The sequence below is a fragment of the Micromonospora sp. NPDC093277 genome (genome assembly GCF_044765245.1).
In the GTDB taxonomy this organism is placed as follows: Bacteria; Actinomycetota; Actinomycetes; order Mycobacteriales; family Micromonosporaceae; genus Micromonospora.
In genome coordinates this window covers 817,215-838,405 of sequence record NZ_JBIWJO010000001.1, presented here as the reverse complement: position 1 = coordinate 838,405, position 21,191 = coordinate 817,215, and the positions used below count along the sequence as shown (strand labels likewise).

Sequence of the window (21,191 nt, the reverse complement as noted above, 5' to 3'; positions counted from 1 at the left end):
AGGGTGGGTGGGGCTGGCTGGGTGGGGTTAGGCGGGGTGGGTGGGGGTTAGTTCGGCGATGAGTTCGTCGTCGTCCATGGCGCCGGTGGGGTGGAAGCCCAGGGAGGTGTAGAGGGCGGCGGCGGGGGTGTTGTCGGGGTGGTAGCTGAGCCGGACCGGGGCGCCCTGGGCGGCCAGCCAGTCGGCGAGGGTACGCACGGCGGCCCGGCCGACGCCCCGGTCCTGTTCGGCGGCGTCGATCACCATGCCGCCGATCCACCGGGAACCGTCGTCATCCACGCCCCACATGACGTGCCCGACCACCGTCTCGTCCGCGTACACGGCCAGCGAGGTCCAGACATCCGAGCGCATGGTCAGCACCAGGTAGCGGGCGGCGAGGGCGGGCACCCAGACACGCTGGTCGTCGCGGGGTGCGACGTCGGCCACGCCCCGCCAGTTGTCGTCGTCGACCGGCCGCAGGGTCACCCGCCGGCCGGCACGGTCGTGGAGCGCAGATTCGATCACACAGGCCACGTTAGGCCCGCGCCGCTCACCCGGCGACACAGTTCACCGCACCGCACGGCCGGTCAGCCCGCCGCGGCAGCCGGGAAGGTTCAGTCGAGCAGGGCGTCCAGGCCGACGGTGAGGCCCGGACGGTTGCGCACCTCACGCACGGCGAGCAGCACGCCCGGCATGAACGAAACCCGGTCGTACGAGTCGTGTCGGATGGTCAGCGTCTCGCCGGTGGTGCCGAACAGCACCTCCTGATGGGCGACCAGACCGGTGGCACGGACGGCGTGCACGCGTACCCCGTCGATGTCGGCGCCGCGGGCACCCGGCACCTCGTCCCGGGTGGCGTCGGGCGCGGGCCCGAGACCGGCCTCGGCCCTGGCCTGGGCGATCAGCCGCGCGGTGTGCGTGGCGGTGCCGCTGGGCGCGTCCAGCTTGCGCGGGTGGTGCTGCTCGACGATCTCGACCGACTCGAAGTGCCGGGCCGCGCGGGCGGCGAACTGCATCATCAGCACCGCGCCGATACCGAAGTTGGGGGCGATCACCACACCCACCCCGGGCTTACGCGCCAGCCAGCCACGCACCTGATCGAGCCGCTGCCCGGTGAAGCCGGTGGTGCCCACCACCGCGCTGATGCCCTGGTCGATGCACCAGCGCAGGTTGTCCATGACGACGTCGGGGGTGGTGAAGTCGACGACCACCTCGGCACCGGCGTCGGAGGCGGCGAACAGCCCGTCCCCCTGGTCGATCATCGCCACCAGGTCCAGGTCGGCAGCCGCGTCGACCGCCTTGCAGACCTCCACGCCCATCCGGCCCCGGGCGCCCAGCACGCCGACCCGGATCGGCTCGGTCGGACTCGTCTCCTGCTCGTCAGTCACGGGGCACAACCTATCCCAATCGGGACGCGGTCCTCCGGCGGGACCGGCGCTGTCCCACCAGGAGTCCATGATCGACGCGGTATGCGGCAACGTGTGGTCTCGGCGGCGCCGGAGACCACCACTTGCCGCAACCCGCGCACCCCAGCCGGGCCGGACCGGGCAGGCCAGCCACGCCGGGCGGGGCCAGCCACGCCGGGCGGGGTCGGGTCAGGCCGAGAAGGCGGACTCCTCGAAGGGGCCGACGACCGCGAGGGACATCGGCCGGCCGAGCAGGTCGGCGGCGAGGCCGTTCACATCGTCCAGGGTCACCGCGTCGACCCGGGCGAGCAGCTCGTCCACCGGCATCAGGTCACCGTAGAGCAGCTCACCCTTGGCCAGCCGGCTCATCCGGGACCCGGTGTCCTCCAGGCCGAGGACGAACGAGCCCTTGCTCATCCCCTTGCCCCGGGCCAACTCGGCCTCGGTGATCCCCTCGGCGGCCACCCGGCGCAGCTCCGCCCGGGTCAGCTCCAGCACCTCGTCCACCTTGCCCGGCGCGCAGCCGGCGTAGACGGCGAACAGGCCGCTGTCGGCGTACTGGCTGGCGTACGAGTAGACCGAGTACGCGAGGCCGCGCTGCTCGCGGATCTCCTGGAACAGCCGGCTCGACATGCCACCGCCGAGGACGTTGTTGAGCACCCCGAGGGCGAAACGTCGATCGTCAATACGGTCGATGCCGGGGCAGCCGAGGATCACGTGTGCCTGCTCGGTCTCCTTCGGTTCGACCAGGGTGGTGGCCGGCTTGGTGCGTACCGCCGGGGCGGCCGGACGGTGCGGGGCCGGCACCGCCGGGTCGGTGTCCAGCGGGCTGCCGCGCAGCGCCTGCCGGACCAGCTTGACCACGGCGGCGTGGTCGAGGTTGCCGGCGGCGGCGATGACGATCTGCGGCGGGGTGTACCGGCGGCGGTAGAAGCTCTGGATCTGCCGGCGGGTCATCGGGGTGACCGTCTCCTCGGTGCCGGAGATCAACCGGCCGAGGGGGTGGTCGCCGTAGATGGCGCGGGCGAACAGGTCGTGCACCTCGTCGCCCGGCTCGTCGTCGTGCATGGCGATCTCTTCGAGGATCACGCCACGCTCGGTCTCCACGTCGGCGTCGTAGAGCACCGAGTCGGCGACCAGGTCGCACATGACGTCGATGGCCAGCGGCAGGTCCTCGTCCAGCACGCGGGCGTAGTAGCAGGTGTATTCCTTGGTGGTGAAGGCGTTGGTCTCACCGCCCACCGCCTCGATCGCCGAGGAGATGTCCAGCGCGCTGCGCTTCTGGGTGCCCTTGAAGAGCAGGTGCTCCAGGAAGTGCGCGGCGCCTCCCTGCGGCCCCGTCTCGTCGCGGGAGCCGACGGCCACCCAGATGCCGAACGAGACGCTGCGCATCGCGGGGATCGCCTCGGTGAGCACCCGCAGCCCGCTGGGCAGCACGGTACGGCGTACGGTCCCGCCCAGCGGGTCGTCGCTGAGCGTACGGGTGACCGCGCGGGCCGACCCGCCGACGGACCGGGTGCCCCCGGCGGCGTGCCGGACGGCACCGGGCGGCACCACCCCCCGTCGGCCCGCAGGAGAAGACGCACGCCGGGTCCGACTCACGAAAACCTGCTTCCAGTTTGACGAGGGGTGGGTGGTGCTTTGATCAGGACCGACGGCTCAGATCAGGGGTGCCGGCTCCGGGCCACGGCGCGGCGTCGAGCGCGCCGGGCCGGAGTTGTCGACGGCCGGGGCGACACCGTCGGCGTCGCCCCGGCCGTCGTGCATCAGCTGTGCCGGGTCCGGCGACGCGGACGGGAGTCGCCGCCGCCCTCGCCGCCCTCGCCGCCCTCGCCCCGCTCCGGGCCACGGCTGCCGCGCTCGCGGTCACCCCGGTCGCGCGGACCACGGTCGCCCCGGTCCCGGCCGGCCGGACGCTCGGCGGCGGCCTCACCTTCGGCCGGCGCCTCGGCGCCCTCCGGGCGGACCTTGTCCAGGTAGATCTTGCCGCGCTGGTCGATGTCGGCGATCTCCACCTCGACCTTGTCGCCGACGTTGAGGAAGTCCTCGACCTTCTCGACCCGCTTGCCGTCGCCCACCTTGGAGATGTGCAGCAGGCCGTCGCGGCCCGGGAGCAGCGAGATGAAGGCGCCGAACGCGGCGGTCTTCACCACGGTGCCGAGGAACCGGTCGCCGACCTTCGGCAGGGTCGGGTTGGCGATCGCGTTGATCCGCTCGACCGCGGCCTGGGCCGAGGGGCCGTTGGTCGCGCCGACGTAGATCGTGCCGTCGTCCTCGATGGAGATCTCGGCGCCGGTCTCGTCCTGGATGGCGTTGATGGTCTGGCCCTTCGGGCCGATCACCATGCCGATCTTGTCGACCGGGATCTTGACGGTGGTGACCCGCGGCGCGTAGTCGCTCATCGCGGCCGGGGCCTCGATCGCCGACTGCATCACGTCGAGGATGGTCTGCCGGGCCTCGTGCGCCTGCTGAAGCGCGGCGGCCAGCACGTCCGACGGGATGCCGTCGAGCTTGGTGTCGAGCTGGAGCGCGGTGACGAACTCCCGGGTGCCGGCGACCTTGAAGTCCATGTCACCGAACGCGTCCTCGGCACCGAGGATGTCGGTCAGCGTCACGTACTGGGTCTTGCCCTCGACCTCGTCGGAGATGAGGCCCATGGCGATGCCGGCGACCGGGGCCTTCAGCGGCACACCGGCCGACAGCAGGCCCAGCGTCGAGGCGCAGACCGAACCCATCGAGGTGGACCCGTTGGAGCCCAGCGCCTCGGAGACCTGCCGGATCGCGTACGGGAACTCCTCGCGCGACGGCAGCACCGGGATGAGCGCCCGCTCCGCGAGGGCACCGTGGCCGATCTCGCGCCGCTTCGGCGAACCGACCCGGCCGGTCTCACCCGTCGAGTACGGCGGGAAGTTGTAGTTGTGCATGTAGCGCTTGGACTTCTCCGGGGAGAGGGTGTCCAGCGACTGCTCCATGCGCAGCATGTTCAGCGTGGTGACGCCCAGGATCTGGGTCTCGCCGCGCTCGAAGAGCGCCGAACCGTGCACCCGCGGCAGCACGCCGACCTCGGCGGTCAGCGGGCGGATGTCACGCGGGCCACGACCGTCGATGCGGACCTGCTCGCGCAGCACCCGGCTGCGGACCTCGGACTTGGTCAGCGACCGGAAAGCGGCGGAGAGCTCCTTCTCCCGGCCCTCGAAGCGCGGGCCGACCTCCTCGACGACCTTGGCCTTGACCCGGTCGAGGGCCTCCTCGCGGTCGTGCTTGCCGGCGATCTTCAGGGCCTCGGCGACCTCGCCACGGGCCACCTCGGCGACCGCCTCGTACGCGTCGTCCAGGTATTCCAGGAAGATCGGGAACTCGGCGACCGGCTTGGCGGCCACCTCGGCCAGCTCGCTCTGCGCCCGGCACAGCTCCCGGATGGCCGGCTTGGCGGCCTCCAGGCCGCTGGCGACGACCTCCTCGGTCGGGGCGGTGGCCCCGCCGGCGACCAGCTTCACGGTGTGCTCGGTGGCCTCGGCCTCGACCATCATGATCGCGACGTCGCCGTCCGGCAGGGCTCGGCCGGCCACCACCATGTCGAAGGTGGCCCGCTCCAGCTCCTCGTAGGTCGGGAAGGCGACCCACTGGCCGTCGACGTGCGCCATCCGGGTGGCCCCGATCGGGCCGGAGAACGGCAGGCCGGAGAGCTTGGTCGACATCGAGGCGGCGTTGATGGCCACGACGTCGTACGGGTGCTGCGGGTCGAGCGCGAGGACGGTCTCGACGACCTGGACCTCGTTGCGCAGGCCCTTGACGAAGGACGGGCGCAGCGGCCGGTCGATCAGCCGGCAGGTGAGGATCGCGTCCTCGCTGGGCCGGCCCTCGCGGCGGAAGAACGAGCCGGGGATGCGGCCCGCGGCGTACATCCGCTCCTCGACGTCCACCGTCAGCGGGAAGAAGTCGAACTGCTCCCGCGGCTGCTTGCTGGCCGTGGTGGCGGAGAGGACGACCGTCTCGCCGAGCTGGGCGATGACGGAGCCGGCGGCCTGACGAGCCAGCCGGCCGGTGGAGAAGGTGATCTCACGGGTGCCGAAGGCCCCGTTGTCGATCGTGGCGGTGCGGGATTCGGTGCCGAGTCGGTTCTCGGTCATGGTGCGGCAATGCTCCTTCGCATCGGGGGCCCACGACGCGGGAGCTGCTCAGACGGCCGGTCTTCGATCGAAGCGCCCGGGTGACCGGCGGATGCCGGGGTGCCCGGAGGCCACTACCGGAGACCGGTACGCCGACCGGCTCCCTCTCGGGTGGTCGCGTGGCCCGGTTCTCTCAGTGGTACCGGAGCGGGGGAGCGGCCGTGCGGCCACTCCCCCGTCAGGTCACCGGCGCAGGCCGAGTCGCTCGATGAGCGACCGGTAGCGGTTGATGTCCTTCTTCTGAACGTAGTTGAGCAGCCGACGGCGACGGCCGACCAGCAGCAGCAGCCCGCGGCGGCTGTGGTGGTCGTGCTTGTGCACCTTCAGGTGCTCGGTGAGCTCGGCGATCCGCTTGGTGAGGACCGCGACCTGCACCTCGGGCGAGCCGGTGTCGCCCTCGACGGTCGCGTACTCCGCGCGGATCTTGGCCTTGGACTCCTGGTCGAGCGCCATGTTCTCCCTGTTTCGTGGGTCATTCGATGAGGTCCGTCGGGTCGCTCGGGGCGACCGGGGAACGGACCGGTCCTCGCACCCGCGGCGTCGTGCAGGCACGCGAGGCCCCACGTCGGTCAGCCGACGTCCCCGCCAGACTACCAGCCCGGTCGGGAACCACCCGGTGAAGGGCCGCGCGCCGGGCCGGTGAAGGGCCGCGCGGCGGCCGGTGAAGGGCCGCGCCGGGGGGTGGCCGGCGGGCTCAGCCGAGCACCAGGCGGGTCCGCTCGACGTCCTCGGCGATCTGGGCCAGCAACGGCTCGATCGAGTCGTACGTCCGTTGTTCCCGTAGGTGCGCCACGAAGTCCAGGGCCAGTCGCTCGCCGTAGAGGTCGCCGGAGAAGTCGAGCACGTACGCCTCCACCCGGCGCTCCCGGCCGGAGAAGGTCGGGTTGGTGCCGATGGAGACGGCTGCCGCGAGCGGCTCCCGCCCGCGACGCACCAGCCGGGCGGCGTACACGCCGTCGGCGGGGACCGCGGCGTACCGGTGGGTCAGCAGGTTGGCCGTCGGGTAGCCCAGCTCGCGTCCGCGCTGGTCACCGCGGACCACCACGCCCTCGACCCGGTGCGGGCGACCGAGCGCGACGGCCGCCGCGGCCACGTCGCCCGCGTCGACGCAGGACCGGATGTACGTGGAGGAGAAGACCGTCCCCGCCTCGGCCACCAGCGGCGCGCCCTCCACCCCGAAGCCGAAGGTGCGGCCCAGCCGCTCCAGCAGGGCCACGTCGCCGGCCGCCTTGTGCCCGAACCGGAAGTTGTCGCCGACCACCACCTGCGCCGCGTGCAGGTGCTCGACCAGGATGTCGTGCACGAACGCCTCGGCCGGCAGCCGGGAGAACTCCGGGGTGAACGGCACCACGCAGAGCACGTCGACGCCGAGCGCCTCGATCAGTTCCGCCTTGCGGGCCGGTTCGGTGAGCACCGCGGGATGCGAGCCGGGGCGGACCACCTCGGCCGGGTGCGGGTCGAAGGTCACCACCACCGACTTGACTCCCAGCTCACGGGCGTGTGCCACGGCGTGGCCGATGGTGGCCTGGTGTCCCTTGTGCACCCCGTCGAAGACGCCGATGGTGACCACCGAGCGCCCCCAGCCCCCGGGTGCCGCCTCGTACCCGCGCCACCGCTGCATGCAGACCTCCCCCTGTTCCGCCGCGCTTCCCGTCCTACGTTCTCAGGCCGGGGCCAGCACGATCTCCGCGCGGGCCCGCCCGTCCCGCTCGCTGACGATAGCGATCAACCCGCCGTCGGGTCCGAAGACGGCGTACGGGCCGGTGATGCCGGCCGCGTCGAGCGGGCCGCCGTGGGCGAGGATCTTCGCCTCGTCGCCGCTGGCGTCCCGGCGCGGGAAGAACCGCTCGGCGGCCGCGGCCAGCGGAAGGTTGACCACGTCGGGGGCGCGTTCCTCGAGCGTGTCCAGGGTGGCCGCCTCGGCGAGGGCGAAGCCGCCCACGGCGGTGCGGCGCAGCGCGGTCAGGTGGCCGCCGACCCCGAGCGTCAGGCCCGCGTCCCGGGCGATGGCCCGGATGTACGTCCCGGACGAGCAGGTCACGTCCACGTCCACGTCCACCACGTCCGGGGTCTCCCGGCGGACCGCCAGGACGTCCAGCCGGGAGATGGTGACCCGTCGGGCGGGCAGCTCGACGCTCTCTCCCTCGCGGACCCGCTTGTACGCCCGCTGTCCATTGATCTTGATGGCGCTGACCGCGCTCGGCACCTGGTCGATCTCGCCGGTCTGGGCGGCGAGCGCGGCCCGGATCGCGTCGTCGGTCACACCGGCGGTCGCCGTGGTGGCGATCACGTCGCCCTCGGCGTCGTCGGTGACCGTGGCCTGGCCGAGCCGGATCGTCGCGGTGTAGCTCTTGCCGGCACCGATCACATAGGTGAGCAGGCGGGTGGCCCGCCCCACGCCGATCACCAGCACCCCGGTGGCCATCGGGTCCAGCGTGCCGCCGTGCCCCACCCGCCGGGTACGCGCCAGCCGCCGGATCCGTGCCACCACGTCGTGCGACGTCATCCCGCCGGGCTTGTCGACCACGATCAGACCGTCTGTGCTCACGACCGCCAAGCCTGCCAGACGCCGGTCCTCGGCCTGGAACGGGATGGCACAGCGCGCGACGACGTGCGAAGATCAACCGCCCTCGCTGCCTCCGTCCAGGGAACCGTCATGTCCGAACCGCCGCGTCGCCCCGTCGGGGACTCCTCGCCCACCCGATCGTCGTCGCAGGCGCACCGGGCGCGGGTCGAGCTACCCGAATGGATGCGCAATCCGGAGCCGCCGCGCCGCACTCTCGGCCGCCGTCTCTCCGGATTCGTGGACGGGGTGCCGGCCCTGCGGGCGGCCCGGCACCGGCTCTGGAGGTGGCGGGACCGCAGCCGGTTCAGCGAGCGCCACCCGGTGGTCTCCGCGATCGTGTCGTTCTTCGTCGTCCTGGTGGTGGCCACGTGCCTGGTGGTCGGCACGTGGTACCTGTTCTACATGATCACCCAACGCATGCTCTGACGCCGAACCGCTCACGGCGCCGGCATGTCCTGCCGACGGCTCGCGCGCGAAGATCATCCGCCCACTCGACGCGCCACCACAGGAACCGGAATGACCGACGACCAGCAGAATCCCGAGCCGTCGCGCCGCTTCGACGAGATGTTCGCCTCCGTCGAGGCGGTCAAGGTCCCCGACTGGATGCGCCATCCGGTTCAGGAGCACGAACTGACCCGGCGGGAACGGCTGCACCTCGGTTGGGAGCGACACAGCGGGAAGCTGCTCGGCGGCGTCGGCCTGTTGCTGATCGTCGGCCTCCTCGGCTTCGCCGGCACCACAGGCTGGCGCTTCGTGGACAAGGTCCACCGGGGCGAGGTGGTACTCGGCGGACCCGCCTCGACCGAGGCTGCGCCAAGGCCGGTCGACGCGGACGGCAACACCCTGGGCGTGTACCTCGACACGCCCGCCGAGCATTTCGCCGAGGGCGAGAAGGCCATCGTCCTACCGGCCGCCCGGGCGACGGGCCCGTTCACTCAGCAGCAGGTCGCGGACGCGCTGTCCGGCGTCCGGGCGGCGCTGGTCGAGGGCCGCCTTGACAAGGACATGCTCTACGGCGACCCGAAGGCGTTCCTCGCCCGGCTCGCCCCCGACGCGCGGGCCGGGGTCACCGATGACGTGGCCCAGGGCGCCAGCCTCGGCTACGCCACCCGGATCCGCCGTGACGCCGACCCCGACTTCGTGCCCAAGAACGGGATCCGCGCCCGTGGCACCATCGAATACACCGTCATGACCCTCGACGACGGCATTCGCGTGCTGGCCATCACCACCCGGTTCATCTGGGTCTACTCGTTCGACCTGTTCCAGGCGCAGAAGTACCCGCCCGGCGCCGAGTTGGTAACCGTGCGCGACGAAGTGGTATGGCAGTTCCCCCACCCGGACGACGTACGCGCCTCGTCCCGGGGCCTCTGGATCGGCTCGGTCGCGGTGAACGTCGCGAACGCGCCGTGCGACGCGTTGGAGAAGGGCTACCTCGCCCTGGATTACGACCGCTTTGCCCCGCTCCGGCGTCCGAAGCCGGGGCCGACCGGCGACATCTACGATCCGGGCTGGCAGCCGGGCGACGGCGAATCCTGTTGACTGCAACGGTGGTCAGCGGATCGCGCCGACCACCGCCCAGCCGCCGGAGCGCAGCCGCAGCAGCAGGGCGACCAGCCGGAGCGCCACGAACAGCGTCAGCCCGGCCCAGATGCCGCCCAGCCCGAGGTCGAGCCCGTAGGCCAGCCAGATGGCGGGCAGGAAGCCTCCCACCGCCGCCACGATGGTGAGGTTGCGCAGGTAGCCGACGTCGCCGGCACCGATCAGCACCCCGTCGAGCGCGAAGACCACCCCGCCGATCGGCTGGAGCGCGACGAACCACGGCCAGGCGACCATCGCCTGCTCGCGTACCTGTGGATCGGAGCTGAACCAGGATGGCACCAGGCCGGCGCCGGCGGCGATCAGCACCGCGAAGGCCACGCCGCAGGCCCCGCCGAGCAGCGCGATCCGGCGGGCCAGGGCGCGGGCGCCGGCCGCGTCGCCGGCGCCGAGCGCCGCGCCGATCAGCGACTGCGCGGCGATCGCGAGGGCGTCCAGCACCAGCGCCGTGAAGAACCACAGCTGTACGGCGATCTGGTGGGCGCCGACCGCGGCGGCGCCGAACCGGGCGGCGACGGCGGTGGCGGAGAGGAAGCTCGCCTGGAAGGCGACGCCCCGGATCAGCAGGTCGCGGCTGAGCACTAGTTGCTGGCGGATCAGCCGCGGCCGGGGACGCAGGGAGATCCGCTCGCGCACCAGCGCCGCCGCGAACAGGCCGCCGGAGATGGTCTGCGCGACCGAGTTCGCCACCGCCGAGCCGACCAGGCCGAGTCCGACCGGGTAGACCAGCAGCGGGCAGAGCAGCGCGGAGAGCAGGTTGGGGGCGAGCACGAAGAGCAGCGGGCGGCGGGTGTCCTGGACGCCGCGCAGCCAGCCGTTGCCGGCGGCGGCCACCAGCAGGCCGGGCGCGCCGAGCGCCGCGATCCGCAGCCAGTTCGCGGCGGCGTCGGCCACCTCGCCCGAACCGCCGACGAGGGTACGCGCCAGCCATCCACCGCCGATCTGGATGGCGAGCGCCACCAGCACCCCGACGGAGAGGGCGAGCCAGGACGCCTGGACTCCCTCGGCGACCGCCGCGGCCCGGTCCCCGGAGCCGAACCGCCGGGCGGACCGCCCCGTGGTGCCGTACGCGACGACGGTGCCGAGCCAGGCGGTCAGGGTCAGCACCGTGCCGCCGACGGCGAGCGCGGCGAGCGGAACACGGCCCAGGTGGCCGACCACCGCCGTGTCGACGAGGACGTAGAGCGGTTCGGCGGCGAGCACCACGAGCGCCGGCAGGGCGAGCGCGGCGATCCGGCGCGGCGACGCGGCATCGGTGGCGGGAAGGGTCTGACTCATCGCGCCCGATCCTGACACGCCCCCCGTAAGGAACACAACCCACTACACCACTTACCGCACGTGGCGTGGCTCGGCGCGGGGGCAGGTGGGCATGGTGGTCTCGCGGGCGAGGGGGCTCGTGCCGGCCCAGGCGCTGGGGATGATCAGGGTGCGGCGCACCGGACGATCGGGAGGTCCAGGGGCACTTCATGCTCAGCACGGACTGCGGGCCGCCAGGGGCACTTCATCCGCAGCACAGACTGCGGGCCGCCAGGGGCACTTCATCCGCAGCACAGACTGCGGGCCGCCAGGGGCACTTCATCCGCAGCACGGATTGCGGGCCGGCGGTGACGCCGTGGCTGCGGCGTCAGCGCCGGGCGGCAACCGTCACTGACGGGTGTCCATCGAGGTCTGCAGCGCGCGGCGCATCTGCTCGCGCGCCTCGTCGGTGGTGGTCTCGGTCTGCGGCTTGCGCTTGGTCGCCATGGGAGTTCCCTTCCCGGGTGCGGGACCACAGGTGCCCGGTGGCCCGATGGGCCGACAGACTCCGGCTCGGCGCAATTCGCCGGCTGGAGCCATCGGTTCTGCTGGGCGCCGGGGCGGCGGTCCGGGATCACCGGGGCAGCTCGCCTGACAGCGTGAACGCGGGTCGGCCTGACCCTGGCGGGAGGCGGCACCGGGTGTGGCGCCACCGCCCATGACCAGCGCCGAAGCGCTGAACCTCTCCTAAGTTAACGTTTACTTTCCACATGCTGCCCCCTGTTCCCGCGATACGGACAACCGCCCTTGATCGACTCCAGGTGCGGGATGTGGTGGTCACAGCGGGCGGCGGATACCGCCGTTTGCGGGACACGGAGTGGATCACGCTGGGCACGGAGTCCGGGCGCGGCCCGCTGACCGCGTCCGAAGCTGTCACCGGAGCCGTCGTCAGCGGGCCAGGAAGTGCCACCCGAGCCACCACCAGAAGCCGAAGAAGCCGATCCGGCCGACCGGCACCGGGCCGACCTCGTAGCGCATGACGAAGGCGCACACGTCGGCGAGCGACGGGATCCGTGAATCCTCCCGCCGGGCGGCCCACTCGATGGCCGCGAAGAGCAGCAGCGCGGTCAGGAAACCGCCGATCGCCAGGGTTCGCATCATCGGCGGACCAGCCCCCAGAACGCGGACAGCCAGGCGAACCAGGCCGCGGAACGAACCAGGGGGTCCTCCAGCAACGGGTCGGCCAGCCGGGAGAAGGTGGGAAACTCGTCGCCGACGTTCAGCACAAAGGTCGTCCCTTCGAAGACCCCGAAGATGGTGACCGGCAGCAACCACCAGACCGCTCCGGGCGGCAACCGGCCCGGCGCGGGCCGCCGGGGCGTCCGGTTGCTCAGGCCGATCCAGATCAACGCGCCACCGGTACCCAGGGTGTAGAGGTTGGCCTGGGCGGAGAAGGACGGTAGCTGGCCGCCCACGAGGGAGAGACAGATCAGCACCGGCACGGAGACCGCCGGACGGTCCCAGGCTCGGGGCGCCTCGGCGGTGAGCTCTCGGGAATGATCCATCACCCGATTGTCCTCACCGTCACGGAGCGCGGGAAGACCAGCACGCCCCGGAAACGTCCCTGATCTCAGACCGTCAGCAGCGCAGCGCCCAACTCGGCGCGGATCCGGCCCAGCACCTCGTCGACCGTGCCCCGCCCGGTGAAGCCGGCCGCGAACCGGTGCCCGCCGCCGCCGAGCGCCACCGCCACCCGACTCACGTCCACCGCGCCCTTGCTGCGCAGCGAGACCGCCCACTCGCCCGAGCCAACCTGCTTGACCACGCAGCTCACGTCCGCCTCGGCCGTGCAGCGCACCGAGTCGATCAGCGCCTCCAGCACGTACGCCGGCTGGTCGTACCGGGCCAGGTCGTCCCGCGTGGCGTACGTCCAGACCAGCCCGCGCCCGGCGGCGGCGGCCGGTTCCAGCCGGGCCCGGCCCAGCACCTCACCGAAGAGCCGGACCGCGCCGAACGGGCGGGTGTCGAAGATCCGCCGGGAGATGTCCCCCGGGCGGATGCCGGTGGCCAGCAGCCGGGCCGCCATCCGGTGCACCTCGGGCGTGGTCGCCTCGAAGCGGAACGAGCCGGTATCCGTGCTCAGCGCGACGTAGAGGCAGGTGGCGATCTCCGCGTCCAGCGATACCCCGAGCCGTTCCAGCAACCCCTCGGCGACCACCGAGGTGGCCGCCGCGTGCGGGTCCACCAGGTGGATGCCGCCGAACCGGGTGTTCGAGGCGTGGTGATCCAGCACCAGCGCCACGCCGGCCTTGTCCAGCCGGTCGACCAGGTCGCCCAGCCGGGACTCGCTCGCCACGTCGAAGCAGATCACCAGGTCCGGATCCGGGTACGCGTCGTCCTGCGGCACCAGCAGGTCGAGCCCGGGCAGCCAGCGGAACGGCTCGGGCACCTCCGGCGGCCCGGGAAAGGTCGCCTGGAGGTGCCGTACGCCCCACCGGCGCAGGCCCAGCCCGAAGCCGAGCATGCTGCCCAGCGCGTCCCCGTCCGGGTTGACGTGGCAGATCAGCAGCACCCGCGCGTCGGCGGAGAGCCCGCGTACCGCCGCGAGAGCGGCTGCCCAGTCGGTGTCGGTGGGGCCGGCACCGGCCGGCGTACCGCCCACGGCGGGTGAGGTCACCGGCGGTCGCCGCCGCGCGGCTCGTCGTCGCCGGACTCGGCGTCCTCGACGTCCGCGTCCTCGTCCTCGTCCTCCACCCGGTACGGCTGCGCCTCGCCCGCGTACTGGGCCTTGGCCGCCAGCCGCTGCACCTCGGCGTCGGCGTTACGGGCCGCCGCGAGCAGGTCGTCGATGTGCTTGACCTGGTCCTGCACGTCGTCCAGGACGAACGTCAGGGTCGGCGAGTGGCGCAGCCCGAGGGCCTTGCCGACCGTGCTGCGCAGCATGCCCTTGGCGCTCTCCAGCGCGGCGGCGGTGCTGGCCTGGGCCGCCGCGTCCCCGAGCACCGTGTAGAAGACGGTGGCGTCGCGCAGATCGGCGGTGATCCGGGCGTCGGTGATGGTGATCATCCCGAGCCTGGGGTCCTTGATCTGGCTCCGCACCACCGACGCGACCAGTTCACGGATACGCTCCGCGTGCCGGCGTACCTTGGCCGGATCCGTCATGTCCCCCACCTCCAGGGCTTCCCACTTTCGGCCGGAGACGACGGCGCGGGCGCCGCCGGGTCCGGACCCCCCAACGTCTTCGAACACTACCCGCGTGCCCCGGCCAGCCGCTCAGCGCCGCCGGTGCAAGGAAGGGCCCCCTGTTAACGCCTCGTGCGGATAAAGGGCCCCTTCCTAACAGCCTGCCCGAATGCGACGTGCGGCGCTCAGTCCTCGGGGCCGTGGAGGCGGCGGCGGACCGACAGCAGTTCGGTCTCCGGGCGGGCGGCCACCAGGCGCTCGCAGGAGTCGAGCACCTCGCGGACGTGGGCCGCCTCGGCGGCCACCACGGCCACCCCGATCTCAGCCCGCCCGTGCAGGTCGAGCGCCCCGACCTCGGCGGCCGACACCTCGAACCGGCGCAGCGCGGCGACGATCGGCCGGACGTACGAACGCTTGGCCTTCAGGGACCGCGAGTCCCCCGGCAGCAACAGGTCGAAGTGCGCGGTTCCCGTGTACACGGCGAGCAACGGTACGGCAGAGCCGCGCCCCGGTCACCCGCTTTCTGTTGCCACCGCCACCAGGATGTCCCGGTCGATCGCCTGATCGACCCGGTGCGCGAGATCCCGGTAGCCGGGCCCGTCCACCACCCGCAGGCCGGCCCCGGCCAGCACCGCCTCGGCCGCCGCCCGCGGGGCCACCAGGGTGTTCCAGGACAGGCCCAGCGCTCCGCCGGGGCGCAGCAGCTCCCGCCAGACCGGCACGGCCGCGCCGAGCAGGTCCAGCGGGCTGCGGGACAGCCCGTGACCGGTACGGCTGCCGTGTGCCACCCCGTAGGGGGCGTCGGCGACGATCACGTCGGCGCAGGCCGGCCGGAGCACCTCCCGGGCCCGGGTGGTGTCGGTGTGCAGCACGGTGACCCGCTGGGTCGCCCCGGCCCGGTGCTCGTCCCGGGACGGCGCGAGCACCGCCTCGAACCGCCGGGCGACGAGCTTGCGGTCCCGGCGTACCGGCACCGTCTCCGCGGTGTGCTTGAGCCGCTTGCGGCGCAGCCAGGTACGCAGAAACGCCGCGTACGCGTCGACGTCCCTACCGTCGTGCTCGACGCCGATGCCGTCGTAGCCGTACATCAGCGCCTGGTTGAGCGTGGTGCCCCGGCCGCAGAGCGGGTCCAGCACCACGAGCTGCCGGTCCAGCATGTCGCCGGCCGAGGCGGAGGCCAGCAGGGTGACGTTGAGCAGCAGTCGGGTGAACTGCTCGTTGGTCTTGCCGGCGTACTTCGGGATGGTGATCAGGTCGGAGTCGTACCGGGCGAGGGGGTGCAGCGGCACCGGCCGGAGCAGGTCGTCGCCCACCCTCTCGAACAGCGCGTACGCCGCCGACAGGTTGGCCAGGTACGCCAGGTCCCGGGTGCGAGGCCCCGGCTCGGCCGCGGTGAAGGTCAGGTACTCCACCCCGCCGATCCGCTCCACCCCGATGTCGCCGGGTGCCGCGGCGAGCACCCCCGAGCCGGCGAAGGCCGCCAGTTCGGCGCGGGCCAGCCGGCCGGCCGCGTCGGCGTAGACCCGGTTGGTGGAGGGGGCGAGGAGCAGCGCGTACCTGAGCACGCCGGAGATTGTCGCAGTACGCGCGGACGGCGACGGCCGGGACCCAGGGGCCCCGGCCGTCGGTCGTTCATGCCGCTCAGGTGCGCGGCTTCTCCCGCATCTCGAAGGTCTCGATGATGTCGCCGACCTGGACGTTGTTGAAACCGGCCAGCGTCAGACCACACTCGAAGCCCTCGCGGACCTCCGTCGCGTCGTCCTTGAACCGCTTGAGCGAGCTGATCGTGAGGTTGTCCGCCACGACCGCCCCGTCCCGCAGCAGCCGCGCCTTGGCGTTGCGGCGCATGATGCCGGACCGGACGATACAACCGGAGATGTTGCCGATCTTGGACGAGCGGAAGATGTCGCGGATCTCCGCGCTCCCCAGCTCGACCTCCTCGTACTCCGGCTTGAGCAGGCCCTTGAGCGCGGCGTCGATCTCCTCGATGGCCTGGTAGATGACGGTGTAGTACCGGATCTCCACGCCCTCGCGGTCGGCGATCTCGCGAACCTTGTTGGCGGCCCGCACGTTGAAGCCGATGATCGTGACCGCCTCGGACGAGGCGCTCGCGAGCATGACGTCGCTCTCGGTGATCGCACCCACGCCCCGGTGGATGATCCGAAGCTGGACCTCCTCCGGGATGTCGAGGTTGAACAGCGCGTCCTCGAGGGCCTCCACGGAACCGGAGCCGTCGCCCTTGAGCACCAGGTTGAGCGAGGTCTTCTCGCCCTCCTTGAGCTGCTCCATGAGCGTCTCGAGGGTGGCCCGGCCACGGGAGTTGGCGAACGCCGCCGCCCGCCGTCGCGCCTGCCGCTGCTCGGCGATCTGCCGCACGGTCCGGTCGTCCTCGGCGGCCAGGAAGGTGTCACCCGCACCCGGCACCGTGGTCAGACCCAGCACCATGACCGGACGCGCCGGGCCGGCCTCGTCGACCGGCTTGCCGTTCTCGTCCAGCATGGCCCGGACCCGGCCGTGCGCCCCACCGGCGACGATCGAGTCGCCGGCCCGCAGGGTGCCCTTCTGCACCAGCACCGTCGCCACCGAACCGCGCCCCTTGTCGAGGTGCGCCTCGATCGCGACACCCTGCGCCGGCCCGTCGATCGGAGCGGTCAGCTCCAGCGACGCGTCGGCGGTCAGCAGCACGGCCTCGAGGAGTTCCTCGATGCCGATGCCGGGCTTCGCGGCCACGTTGACGAACATGGTCTCGCCGCCGTACTCCTCGGCGACCAGGCCGTACTCGGTCAGCTGCTGGCGGACCTTGTCCGGGTTGGCCTCCGGCTTGTCGACCTTGTTGACCGCGACCACGATCGGCACGTCCGCCGCCTTGGCGTGGTTGAGCGCCTCGATGGTCTGAGGCATCACGCCGTCGTCGGCCGCGACCACCAGGATCACGATGTCCGTGACCTGGGCACCACGGGCACGCATGGCGGTGAACGCCTCGTGACCCGGGGTGTCGATGAAGGTGATCGCCCGGTCCACGCCGTCGTGCGGAACGCGGACCTGGTACGCGCCGATGTGCTGGGTGATGCCACCCGCCTCGCCGGCCACGACGTTCGCCTTGCGGATCGCGTCGAGCAGCTTGGTCTTACCGTGGTCGACGTGACCCATGACGGTCACCACCGGCGGCCGGCTGACCAGGCGGTCCTCCGAGACCTCCGCGTCGAGGTCGATGTTGAACTGCGCGAGCAGCTCGCGATCCTCGTCCTCCGGGCTGACGATCTGCACGTCGAAGCCGAGGTGCTCACCCAGCAGCAGCAGGGTGTCGTCGGAGCACGACTGGGTCGCGGTCACCATCTCGCCCAGGTTGAACATCTCCTGGACCAGCGAACCCGGGTTGGCGTTGATCTTGTCGGCGAAGTCCGACAGCGAGGCGCCACGGGACAACCGGATGACCTGACCCTGGCCCCGGGGAGCACCCGAGGACATGGTCGGGGCCGACAGGTTGTCGAACTCCTGTCTGCGCTGCTTCTTGGACTTGCGGCCTCGGGTCGGCCGGCCACCCGGACGCCCGAAGGCACCCGCGGCGCCGCCGCCACGGCCACGACCGCCGCCACCCGGACGACCACCACCGCCGGCCGGGGCGCCCGGACGGAAACCACCGCCGGGAGCACCACCGCCGCCACCGCCACCGGGACCGCCGCGGTAGCCACCGCCACCGCCACCGCCGCCACCACCGGGGCCGCCGCGGTAGCCACCGCCACCGCCACCGCCGCCACCACCGGGGCCGCCGCGGTAGCCACCGCCACCGCCGCCGGGGCGACCCGCGCCGCCACCGGGACCGCCACGACCGCCACCGGGGCCGCCAGGGCGACCCGTGGTGGGGCGCTGGCTCGGCATGGAGGCCGGGCTGGGCCGCGGCGGCATGGAGGCCGGGCTGGGCCGCGGCGGCATGCCGGCCGGGCTCGGACGGGGACCGCCGGCACCGGCGGCCGGCGGCCGCTGCTGCTGGCCACCCTGGATGCCGAACGGGTTGTTGCCGGCGCCGCGCGCCGGCGGACGACCGCCCGGCCGGGCACCCGGGCCTGGGGTCGGGCCACCGGGACGGCCGGCGGCCGGGCTACCCGGACGCGGCGGCACCGCGTTCGGAGCCGGACGCGGACCCGGACGGGGACCACCCTCCGCCGGGGGCTCCCGGCGAACGTTCTCCCGCTGCTGCTGGCGGGCGGCCTGCGCGGCCTTGACCGCGGCCTCCTGCTCAGCCTTGAGGGCGGCGGCGCGCGCCTCGGCGGCCGCCACCTCGATGTCGTGCGCGCTCGCCGGCTTGGCGGCCGGGGTCGCCGGCTGCGGCGGGCCGGGGACCGGACCCTTGGGCTTCGGTCCAGGGGTCGGCGCAGCCGGGCGCCGGGGCGGCATCGGCTTGGCCGAGACCCGGGGAGCGCCCGGGGTCGGGGACGGCGTCGGGGTCGGGGTCGGGGTCTGGCTCGGGGCTGCCGCCGCTGGGGCGGCCGGCGCCGGCGCGGCCGGTGCCGAGGTGCCACCGGCGGACGCGACGAAGGCGCCACGCAGCCGTCGGGCGACGGGCGCCTCGACGGTGCTGGACGCGGACTTAACGAACTCGCCCATCTCCTTGAGCTTGGCGAGAACGGTCTTACTTTCGACCCCGAGCTCCTTGGCGAGCTCGTGTACGCGGGCCTTTCCTGCCACTGCACTCCTCACTCCGAGGTCGTGCGGGCAGCACCCGCAGCGACCTCACTCGTGCACTTGAAGCCTGGTCATTTCTGGGACTTCATCGTGTGCTCATGTCGGTCGTCCTACCTTGCTAGCGACCGCGACCGGTCGGGTTGACCGGTCGTCGGGTTTGGCGGCGTCAACGTGCTCCGCCAGCATGCCGTGATCGATGACCCCGGCGATGCGCAGTGCCCGCCCGAAGGCGCGGCGCCGCACCGCTTGCGCGAAGCAGGCCGGATCCGGGTGCATGTTTGCTCCCCGACCCGGCAGTCTGCGGGCCGCATCGGGCCGAAGGCTGAAGTGATCAGCTCCGTCACCGACCGCGACAATCCGCAACAACTCGCTGGCTGGCGCTCGATTCCGGCAGCCCACACAGGTGCGCTCCGGCAGCGCGCGTCGTGCCACTGGAGGAAGTCTACCCCTAGCTGCTTGAGATCGCGCCGCCCGGCTCGGGTACGTGATCAGCCCCGCTCCGGCCACCCGTGTCGGCCTGCTCCGCGTCGGAACGGATGTCGATCCGCCAACCGGTCAACCGGGCCGCGAGCCGGGCGTTCTGCCCTTCCCGGCCGATGGCGAGCGAGAGCTGGAAGTCCGGCACGGTCACCCGCGCGGTCCGGCTGGCCAGGTCGACCACCTCGACCCGCAGCGCCTTGGCCGGGGAGAGCGCGTTGCCGACGAACGTGGCCGGGTCGTCCGACCAGTCGATGATGTCGATCTTCTCACCGTGCAGCTCGCTCATCACCGCGCGGACCCGCTGGCCCATCGGGCCGATGCAGGCGCCCTTGGCGTTGACCCCCGGCGCGGTCGAACGCACCGCGATCTTCGTACGGTGACCTGCCTCACGGGCGATCGCGCCGATCTCCACCGTGCCGTCGGCGATCTCCGGCACCTCCAGCGCGAAGAGCTTCTTCACCAGCGCCGGGTGCGACCGGGACAACGTGATCTGCGGCCCGCGCATTCCCTTGGCCACGTGCACCACGACGCAGCGGATCCGCTCGCCGTGGTCGTACCGCTCGCCCGGGACCTGCTCGGACTGGGGCAGGACGCCCTCCAGCTTGCCCAGGTCGACGCTGACGATGCCCTTCTCCTTGCGGGCCTCGTGCGCCTGCACCACGCCGGTGACCAGGTCGCCGTCGCGGCCCACGTACTCGCCGAAGTGCACCTCGTCGGTGGCCTCCCGCAGCCGCTGGAGGATCACCTGCTTGGCGGTCATGGCCGCGATCCGGCCGAAGTCGTGCGGGGTGTCGTCCCACTCCCGCAGCACCGCGCCCTCGGCGTCCTGCTCCTGGGCGTACACCGAGGCGGCCCCGGTCTTGCGGTCGATCTCCACCCGGGCGTGCGGCTCGGCGCCGTCGGTGTGCCGGTAGGCGGTCAGCAGCGCGGTCTCGATCGCCGCGAGGATCGTGTCGAACGGGATCTCCCGCTCGCGCTCGAGTGCGCGCAGCGCCGCGAGGTCGATGTTCACCTCTCCTCGTCCTCCACATCATCTTCGTCGTCGATGTCGTCGATGTCCTCGCCGGCCTCGTCGCCGGCCAGTTCGTCCAGGCGGCTGAACTCCACCTGGACCCGGCCGGGTGCGAGCTCGGCGTACGGGTGTGCCGTGCGGCCGGCGTCGGTCTCCAGCACCACGCGCTCGTCGTCGGCCTCGACCACCCGGCCGGTGAGCTGGCGGTCCGCCGTGGTCCGCTGCTCGGGCACGCCCGCCCCGCCGCGCACGGTCACCTTGACCAGCCGGCCGACGTTACGCCGCCAGTGCCGGGGCAGGGTGAGCGGCCGGTCCACCCCCGGCGAGCTGACCTCGAGCTGGTACTCGCCGGCGACGATGTCACCGCCGGCCTCCTCGGCCGCGTCGAGCGCGGCGGAGACCGCCCGGGAGACGTCCGCGACGGCGTCCAGGCTGATCCCGCCGTCGGCGTCCACGATCACGCGGACCACGTGCCGCCGGCCGGCGCGGGAGACGGAGAGGTCCTCCAGGTCGTACCCGGCGGCGGTGACCACCGGCTCGATCACCTCACGCAGCCGGGCCCGACGCGCGCCCAGGTCGCCGCGGGGCGCGCCGACCCGGTCCCCGACACGGGGCCCGTCGGCCCGGCGGGGTCGCCCGGAGGGCCCCGTCGGCCTGGTGGCACGGCCACGCTGCGTCATCTGGTGCACCCTTTCGCTGTCAAACGGGCCGTTCGGCCCGCCATGCCGGCACGCCACCGGGGCGGACGCGCCCGGTGGCTGTGCAGAGCGTAACGCGCGGCCCGGACGACGGGCCGGGCGGCGCACCGACGCCACTGGCCCACAAGCCGACGGAGATGGTGTTGACTTGTCCGAGTGGGGACAGGCAGAACAACACAGCGC

At 72.7% G+C, this 21,191-nt stretch carries 19 protein-coding genes and 1 pseudogene; 2 read left to right on the top strand and 18 right to left on the bottom strand.

What is annotated here, in order from left to right:
- Positions 1-27: 27 nt before the first annotated feature.
- The 7 genes from ACIRG9_RS03870 to truB form a co-directional block, all read right to left on the bottom strand.
- Positions 28-504: a GNAT family N-acetyltransferase gene (locus ACIRG9_RS03870; protein ID WP_402849667.1), complete on the bottom strand. Its 477-nt coding sequence runs from the start codon at positions 502-504 to the stop codon at positions 28-30.
- 89 nt (positions 505-593) lie between these two features.
- Positions 594-1,367, bottom strand: a complete 774-nt coding sequence (gene dapB / locus ACIRG9_RS03865; RefSeq protein ID WP_402849664.1) for a 4-hydroxy-tetrahydrodipicolinate reductase — start codon at positions 1,365-1,367, stop codon at positions 594-596.
- Positions 1,368-1,574: 207 nt separating this feature from the next.
- Positions 1,575-2,942 carry a M16 family metallopeptidase gene (locus ACIRG9_RS03860; protein WP_402850261.1) on the bottom strand — a complete coding sequence of 456 codons (1,368 nt, stop codon included), beginning with the start codon at positions 2,940-2,942 and terminating at the stop codon, positions 1,575-1,577.
- A gap of 209 nt (positions 2,943-3,151) precedes the next feature.
- Positions 3,152-5,515 carry a polyribonucleotide nucleotidyltransferase gene (locus ACIRG9_RS03855; protein WP_402849662.1) on the bottom strand — a complete coding sequence of 788 codons (2,364 nt, stop codon included), beginning with the start codon at positions 5,513-5,515 and terminating at the stop codon, positions 3,152-3,154.
- A 222-nt stretch (positions 5,516-5,737) separates the two neighbouring features.
- Positions 5,738-6,007, bottom strand: coding sequence for a 30S ribosomal protein S15 (rpsO, locus tag ACIRG9_RS03850; protein ID WP_402849659.1), 270 nt, complete (start codon positions 6,005-6,007; stop codon positions 5,738-5,740).
- Positions 6,008-6,248: 241 nt separating this feature from the next.
- Complete coding sequence (locus ACIRG9_RS03845) at positions 6,249-7,175, bottom strand: bifunctional riboflavin kinase/FAD synthetase (RefSeq protein ID WP_402849657.1); 927 nt, start codon at positions 7,173-7,175, stop codon at positions 6,249-6,251.
- A 42-nt stretch (positions 7,176-7,217) separates the two neighbouring features.
- Positions 7,218-8,102: a tRNA pseudouridine(55) synthase TruB gene (gene truB / locus ACIRG9_RS03840; RefSeq protein ID WP_402849654.1), complete on the bottom strand. Its 885-nt coding sequence runs from the start codon at positions 8,100-8,102 to the stop codon at positions 7,218-7,220.
- Between the two features lie 108 nt (positions 8,103-8,210).
- Between truB and ACIRG9_RS03835 the strand changes: the two genes are divergently transcribed.
- Complete coding sequence (locus ACIRG9_RS03835) at positions 8,211-8,546, top strand: hypothetical protein (RefSeq protein ID WP_402849652.1); 336 nt, start codon at positions 8,211-8,213, stop codon at positions 8,544-8,546.
- 90 nt (positions 8,547-8,636) lie between these two features.
- Positions 8,637-9,659 (top strand): hypothetical protein, encoded by a 1,023-nt coding sequence (locus tag ACIRG9_RS03830; RefSeq protein ID WP_402849649.1) that lies wholly within the window; start codon positions 8,637-8,639, stop codon positions 9,657-9,659.
- Between the two features lie 12 nt (positions 9,660-9,671).
- Here ACIRG9_RS03830 and ACIRG9_RS03825 read toward each other — a convergent pair whose 3' ends face one another.
- From ACIRG9_RS03825 to rimP, 11 genes and pseudogenes are all read right to left on the bottom strand, one after another.
- Positions 9,672-10,994 (bottom strand): MATE family efflux transporter, encoded by a 1,323-nt coding sequence (locus ACIRG9_RS03825; protein ID WP_402849646.1) that lies wholly within the window; start codon positions 10,992-10,994, stop codon positions 9,672-9,674.
- Positions 10,995-11,900: 906 nt separating this feature from the next.
- Entirely contained in the window at positions 11,901-12,110 is a 210-nt protein-coding gene (locus ACIRG9_RS03820; protein ID WP_402850258.1) for a DUF6186 family protein, read from the bottom strand.
- Positions 12,110-12,517, bottom strand: coding sequence for a hypothetical protein (locus ACIRG9_RS03815; protein ID WP_402849643.1), 408 nt, complete (start codon positions 12,515-12,517; stop codon positions 12,110-12,112). The genes ACIRG9_RS03820 and ACIRG9_RS03815 overlap by 1 nt, the downstream gene beginning before the upstream one ends.
- 65 nt (positions 12,518-12,582) lie before the next feature.
- Positions 12,583-13,629 (bottom strand): bifunctional oligoribonuclease/PAP phosphatase NrnA, encoded by a 1,047-nt coding sequence (locus ACIRG9_RS03810; RefSeq protein ID WP_402849640.1) that lies wholly within the window; start codon positions 13,627-13,629, stop codon positions 12,583-12,585.
- Positions 13,626-14,114 carry a 30S ribosome-binding factor RbfA gene (gene rbfA / locus ACIRG9_RS03805; RefSeq protein ID WP_402849637.1) on the bottom strand — a complete coding sequence of 163 codons (489 nt, stop codon included), beginning with the start codon at positions 14,112-14,114 and terminating at the stop codon, positions 13,626-13,628. The genes ACIRG9_RS03810 and rbfA overlap by 4 nt, the downstream gene beginning before the upstream one ends.
- Positions 14,115-14,320: 206 nt before the next feature.
- Positions 14,321-14,614 carry a DUF503 domain-containing protein gene (locus ACIRG9_RS03800; protein WP_402849634.1) on the bottom strand — a complete coding sequence of 98 codons (294 nt, stop codon included), beginning with the start codon at positions 14,612-14,614 and terminating at the stop codon, positions 14,321-14,323.
- A 33-nt stretch (positions 14,615-14,647) separates the two neighbouring features.
- Positions 14,648-15,700 carry a TRM11 family SAM-dependent methyltransferase gene (locus ACIRG9_RS03795; RefSeq protein WP_402849632.1) on the bottom strand — a complete coding sequence of 351 codons (1,053 nt, stop codon included), beginning with the start codon at positions 15,698-15,700 and terminating at the stop codon, positions 14,648-14,650.
- 76 nt (positions 15,701-15,776) lie between these two features.
- Positions 15,777-18,821, bottom strand: a complete 3,045-nt coding sequence (gene infB / locus ACIRG9_RS03790; protein WP_402849629.1) for a translation initiation factor IF-2 — start codon at positions 18,819-18,821, stop codon at positions 15,777-15,779.
- A 93-nt stretch (positions 18,822-18,914) separates the two neighbouring features.
- A pseudogene (locus ACIRG9_RS03785) lies at positions 18,915-19,250 on the bottom strand (YlxR family protein).
- Between the two features lie 16 nt (positions 19,251-19,266).
- Positions 19,267-20,310 carry a transcription termination factor NusA gene (gene nusA, locus ACIRG9_RS03780; protein WP_402849626.1) on the bottom strand — a complete coding sequence of 348 codons (1,044 nt, stop codon included), beginning with the start codon at positions 20,308-20,310 and terminating at the stop codon, positions 19,267-19,269.
- Positions 20,307-20,990 (bottom strand): ribosome maturation factor RimP, encoded by a 684-nt coding sequence (gene rimP / locus ACIRG9_RS03775; protein ID WP_402849624.1) that lies wholly within the window; start codon positions 20,988-20,990, stop codon positions 20,307-20,309. Before rimP ends, nusA begins: the two co-directional genes overlap by 4 nt.
- Between the last annotated feature and the right edge of the window lie 201 nt (positions 20,991-21,191).